General features: G+C 56.9%; 4 protein-coding genes. All 4 read right to left on the reverse strand.

Going from position 1 to position 5,503, the window contains the following annotated elements:
• Nucleotides 1–665: ATP-binding protein (locus CKO33_RS13030; RefSeq protein ID WP_200182658.1), on the reverse strand; the 665-nt coding region annotated here is incomplete at its 3' end.
• A gap of 159 nt (nt 666–824) precedes the next feature.
• Complete coding sequence (locus tag CKO33_RS13035; protein WP_200182659.1) at nt 825–1,388, reverse strand: hypothetical protein; 564 nt, start codon at nt 1,386–1,388, stop codon at nt 825–827.
• Between the two features lie 14 nt (nt 1,389–1,402).
• Nucleotides 1,403–3,910, reverse strand: a complete 2,508-nt coding sequence (locus CKO33_RS13040) for an O-linked N-acetylglucosamine transferase, SPINDLY family protein (RefSeq protein WP_200182660.1) — start codon at nt 3,908–3,910, stop codon at nt 1,403–1,405.
• Nucleotides 3,911–4,077: 167 nt separating this feature from the next.
• Complete coding sequence (locus CKO33_RS13045; RefSeq protein WP_200182661.1) at nt 4,078–5,292, reverse strand: flagellin; 1,215 nt, start codon at nt 5,290–5,292, stop codon at nt 4,078–4,080.
• Nucleotides 5,293–5,503: the final 211 nt, after the last annotated feature.

Below are 5,503 nucleotides of genomic sequence, written 5' to 3' on the forward strand. Positions count from 1 at the left end.
GAATATTCCGGCACCAGGGTGATATCCCGCAGGTTGTTCAGCCCCGAAAACAGGCTGACCTTGCTGAACTTGGAGACCCCGGTGATGAGCACCAGATGCAGGTGGGGGTCGGCGTCCTTGATCACGCTGTAGAGGTTCTTCAGCCCCTCGCGTAGCTCCCGGGCACGCTCGTGCGACAGGATATTGTCGAGGATGGGCTTGTCATATTCGTCGATCAGCAGCACTGCCCGTTGGCCATGGCGCTGGTGGGTGTTGTGGATCAATTCCCGAAAGCGGCCGGCAATGGAGGTATTGCGCAGAGAAACGTCTAATGCCTCGGCTTGGGCGTTGAGCAGTTCATGGATATGAATGTCCAGCGCCTCATGGCTGGTGAGCACACCATCGCCAAAGCTCAGACGAATCACCGGGTGGGTGGTCTGCCAATCCCAGCGGTCGTGAATATAAAGCCCCTCGAAGAGCGCCTGGCGACCTTCGAACAGGCAGCGCAGGGTGTCCAGCAGCAGGCTCTTGCCGAAGCGTCGCGGGCGCGACAGGAAGTAGAACTTGTTCTGGTGGACCAGGCGCTCGATGACCGGCGTCTTGTCAACATAGTAGTAACCGTCCTCGCGGATCGTCGAGAAGGTCTGAATGCCTATCGGTAGCCTGAGGCGTGGATCGGTCGCCATGCTGGTCTCCAGAATATGAAAAAAGTCTTGGTGACTCGATGCCCTTCGCCATCAGCCGCGCCCGGGTCCCTTCGTGTCCGGGGCGCGGCTGATCTGCTCGTAGAGTTCGATGATTGAAAATATCAAGAAACGAATGATTCCTGAACGATACAGCAATCATCAAGAAGAAGTGTTTTTAGGTGTTTTTAATTCTTTACGGATTTCTTCAAGATTCGCATCGGCTCCGACTCTTTCAGTGAATTCTGGAAATTTATCCTCAATCTCCTCCAGCCATATTATCATTTTGTTGCTTTTATTTTTTAAAAATAATTCAATATTTTTGGTCACTGTGTATACATAATCTCGTGAAATCTTTAGTGCATCATTTGTTGCTACTCCGGGATTTGCTCTAGGCATTAATATGCCATCCCCGTAGGCAGTTATGATTCCCCCTTTGAATAATCTTTTAGATAAGCTGGCTGCCACCTTTTCAGGGTTTCTTAATAAGTGAACATAAAAAGCCTGATCTCCAAATTTTTCCTCCAGGCGCCCAGTAAACCAGCTGAGTCTGTTGTCTGCTTCTATATGGTAATCCGGATAAAGAAGGCGCGCTTCTCCGATGTGAGCGACTCGAGTTTCATGCCCGGAGGTATAATTTTTTATATGCTTACATGCATGGATAAATGATGTTGTGCCGCATCTTCCTGTCCCTAGTATAAAAATATTTTTGTATCTTGGATGCATGATCTAAAAATCATTTATTGGGGGTTTAGGTTGTATTTGGAAAGTTCAAGAATTGCCCGCTGATTGATATCAGCATCATTTTTCTCAAAAAGAGCCATTCTTCCAGCTAATTTGGATACCGGCAGAAACTTCTCGCAAACATGGTATTGCGGCCTGTTGGCGTAATCATCAAAAAGTATCTTTGTTCCAGGCTTGGCGAAGAGATAGCATGCCATGAAGCATGCCACCCTGAAGCGCCCATCAATCAGGATCAGATCAGGGTATTCGCCTGAATCCAGGATCTGTTCCCAGGGTTTTTGGGCATATTCATGCCAGGAGTGAATCTTTTTCTTGGTGGTAGGCCAGGACCATTCTCCAACAGGGCCAATATCAATTTTATATGATATCTGGTCCGTGTTTGATTGGTAGTATTTTTCCAGAACAGCTTCCACCATATCCAAGAAGCTTGGGTCAGATTCTACGGTAATTAATTTTTTAACATTGTTTTTAATGGCCAATAAAGTGCTTCCGCCTGCCCCATACTCCAAAAAAACATGACTTTCCTTGATGGCAGATTCCAAGGTCTGCTGCTCTTTTTCGGGCATATGCCCGAGTAAATCTTCTTCCGTCAGGTTGTGTTGCTTAGGTTGATATTTTTCAGTAGTTGTTTTCCCTTTTTTGTCTAAATCGAAATTTTCTGGAATGCGTGACAGTACGGATTCCGGGATCGGTACGGGACCATTGAATTCAATGGGCGCGGCAGGCTTGCCCTCGGTCCATTCCTTGTACATCAATTCGAATGCATGGAGAAGGTTGGCGGCGAACTGGACGTGGCCACTCAGGGGCGATTTCTGGAACTGCCTGCGCAGGTTGCTACGCAGTTCGGCCAGATCCTCCAGGCGGTTGGCCCAATCCAGGGCGATGCGTTGGTAGTCATCGAAATCCTGGGCGACCCACTCCGGTAGCCCGGCATTGGTGAGGTGGCTTGCCGCATGACGTCCGGCGAAGCTCGGGCCGGGGCAGGTGACCACCGGTACGCCCATGAACAGGGCCTCGATGGTGGTCAGGCCGCCGGTATAGGGCCAGGGGTCCAGGGCGATGTCGATGCGGTTGTAGGTTTTCAGCAGTTCGGGGTGCGGGGAGGCCTTCTCCAGGATCAAGCGTTCCGCCGGGATCCCTTCCGCCTGGAAGGCCTGTTGCACCCAGGCGGTCACGTCCGGGTCTTCGAAGCGCCGGTCCTTGAGCATGAGGCGGCTGTCGGGCAGGGCCTCCAGGATCCGGGCCCACAGGCCGATGATCTGGGGGTTAATCTTGTGCAGGTTATTGAAACATCCGAAGGTGATGTATCCGTTCTCCCGGGCGGGGAGTGGGTTCACTTCCGGCATGTAGGCGGGGGGGGCATAACTGACGTATCCCCCGGGTAGGCGGATCAGGTTCTCCGTATAGGTATCTTCGGAACCCGCCGGGGTCTCGATCCAGTCGGTGAGCAGATAGTCCATGTTGGGGGCGGCCGAGGTATCGCTCAGTCCCCCGATCCACTTCACCTGCACGGGGGCCACGCGGGCGGCCACCAGGGGCAGGGCGGAGTGTTCGCTGTGGCCGGACATCTCCACCAAGACGTCCAATTCATCCTCCAAAAGCTTCTGCAGCTTGGCATTGAAGCTCCATCCATGCAGGGCGGTGTGGGTGACTGGAAGCTCCCCGAACCGTTGCGCGACGCCGTCCTTGGGCTTGGGCGGATGGGTGCTGTAGAGCAGGATCTCGCAGGGAAAGTAATGCGCCAGCATGGCGATGGCCCCGTAGCTGAGCCATCCGGCGGGATGGGACCAGAAGCCATTGGAGATGAAGCCGATCCTGAGCTTGCGTCCTTCCAGGGGGCGCCTTTCCAGTTGGCGGATCTCCCCATGCAGGCGGGCACAGGTGTCGAACCAGTCCTTGTGCAGGGCGATGAAGTCCTCTTTGGTCATGCCGGGCAGGTAGTGGCCCAGCAGGATCAGGTTGGAGCGGATCCACAGGGCATCCGGCGCCAGGGTGGCCGCCAGCTTGTTCTGCAGGAATCCGGCCTCGTGCTGTCCCAGGTCGTATAGGCAGTTACAGCAATCGTTGAGTGCGCCCGGTTCCGGTTCTTCCCTGAGGATCTCCTCGAACAGGGCCAGGGCCTCCCGGCGGCGGTTGGCCTTGACCAGGGTCCGGGCCAGGATGCGCTTGCTCTTGATGGGTTCGCGGCTGACCGGCAGGGATCGCCGGGCCACGTCCAGCATCCCCTCAAAGTCCTTTTCCTTCTCCAGGAGTTCCAGGTGATGATGCACCACGGAGGGATATTTCAGTCCGCCGTTCTCGAGGGCTCGGTCGGAACACTTGCGTGCCTCTTCCGGTTGGTCCTGGGTCACCTTCACCCGGGCCAGGCTGGAGAGGATCAGGGGATGGCGCGGGTGGCGTTTCAGGCCCTGCCGGCACTGGGATTCCGCGCGCTCAAGCTGGCCCTGCTCCAGGGCCTGTTGGATCTCCGTGAGGGTCTTCTTGAACCGTTCGAGGGATTTCATCAGATGGCATTTCCCGAAGGCTGGTCGGTAGTGCCATGTTACCCCATGGGCGGGGATACGGGTCTACGCGACCGGCAAGTGGTGGGGTGTGGGTCTTGACTGGGCCAGAAGGCCGGGCGGGTGGAGACCCGCCCGGCAAGGATGGCCGCCCAGGGATGTGCAGCCGCTTACTGCAGCAGGGAGAGGACGTTGTTGGGGGTCTGGTTGGCCTGGGCCAAGACCGAGGTGCCGGCCTGTTGCAGGATCTGGGCCCGGGTCAGGGCTGCGGTCTCCTTGGCAAAATCCGCATCCAGGATGCGGGATCGGGAGGCCGAGAGGTTCTCCACCCCCACCTCCAGATTGGAGATATTGGACTCGAACCGGTTCTGGATGGCCCCCAGCTCCGCCCGGAAACCGTTGATCTGCTGCAGGGCGTAGTCCACGGTCACCATGGTGTCGTTGGCGTTGGCCACCGTGTCCACGGCCAGGTCGTTGAGAGTCTTGATGGAATCATTGGCATCATTGGCGGTAACGGTAAAGCCACTGCCATCATCGGCCCCAATGTCTCCCCAGGTCACCGTGAATCCCGCCCCGGCGGTGAATCCGGCATCCCCGTCCTCTTGGGCCAGGGCGGAGGAGAACACGATCTCCTCACCATCCTCGCTCAGGTTGGCGCGAACGCCGGTGTTGGCGCTCTCGCTGTTGATGGCGGAGACCACATCCTCCAGGGAGGTGGCATCGAATGTGCCGATGGTCCCTACTGTGGCACCACCGCTGCTGATGGTGATCGTGCCGAAGTTGACCGTGTCATTGGCAGCGAATTGATCCTCCAATGTAGTGCCAGCACCACCGGATGCAGCAGTCAAAAGATCTGTAGTGCTCTCGATAAAGGCCCCCAGCTCACTGCCCCGGGCGTCCACGCCCCCCACCACGATGGTCTGGCCGGCGTTGGCCCCCACCTGGAAGATCAGTTCCTTCACGGAGCCATCCAGGATGTTGTCGTCGTTGAACTGGGTATTGGAGGCGATGCGGTTGATCTCGGCGATGGCCTGTTGCACTTCCTTGTTCAGGGCCTCCCGGTCCGTGTTGGAGTTGGTGGCGTTGGCGGACTGCACGGCCAGTTCGCGGATGCGCTGCAGCAGGTTGCCCACTTCCCCCAGGGCCCCTTCCGCGGTCTGGGCGTAGCTGATGCCGTCCCCGGCGTTGCGGATGGCCTGGTTCTGGCCGCGGATCTGGGTGGTGAACCGCTCGGAGATGGCCAGTCCGGCGGCGTCGTCCTTGGCGCTGTTGATGCGAAGCCCTGAGGAGAGGCGTTGCAGGGCCGTCTGCAGATCGGCCTGGCTGCTATTGAGGTTGCGCTGGGCGTTGAGCGAGGCGATGTTGGTGTTGATGACCTGGGACATGATCGATGTTCTCCCTTCTTCGTGTTTGGGCGGCGGTCATGGCTTGCGCGTGCACCTCCCGGGCGGATGCCCATGGGAGGAACAGCGGTTACGCGTGACTTTTCCCAAGCAATCGATATGCCATACCCTTGAAAGGCTTCGGTCCTGCTGTATTTGTTCCTTTTAAATCAAACAGAAAGGATCGAATTGCCCGGTAGGGTGGGGAGGGAGG

The organism is Ectothiorhodospira mobilis (assembly GCF_016584115.1).
GTDB classification, from domain to species: Bacteria; Pseudomonadota; Gammaproteobacteria; order Ectothiorhodospirales; family Ectothiorhodospiraceae; genus Ectothiorhodospira; species Ectothiorhodospira mobilis.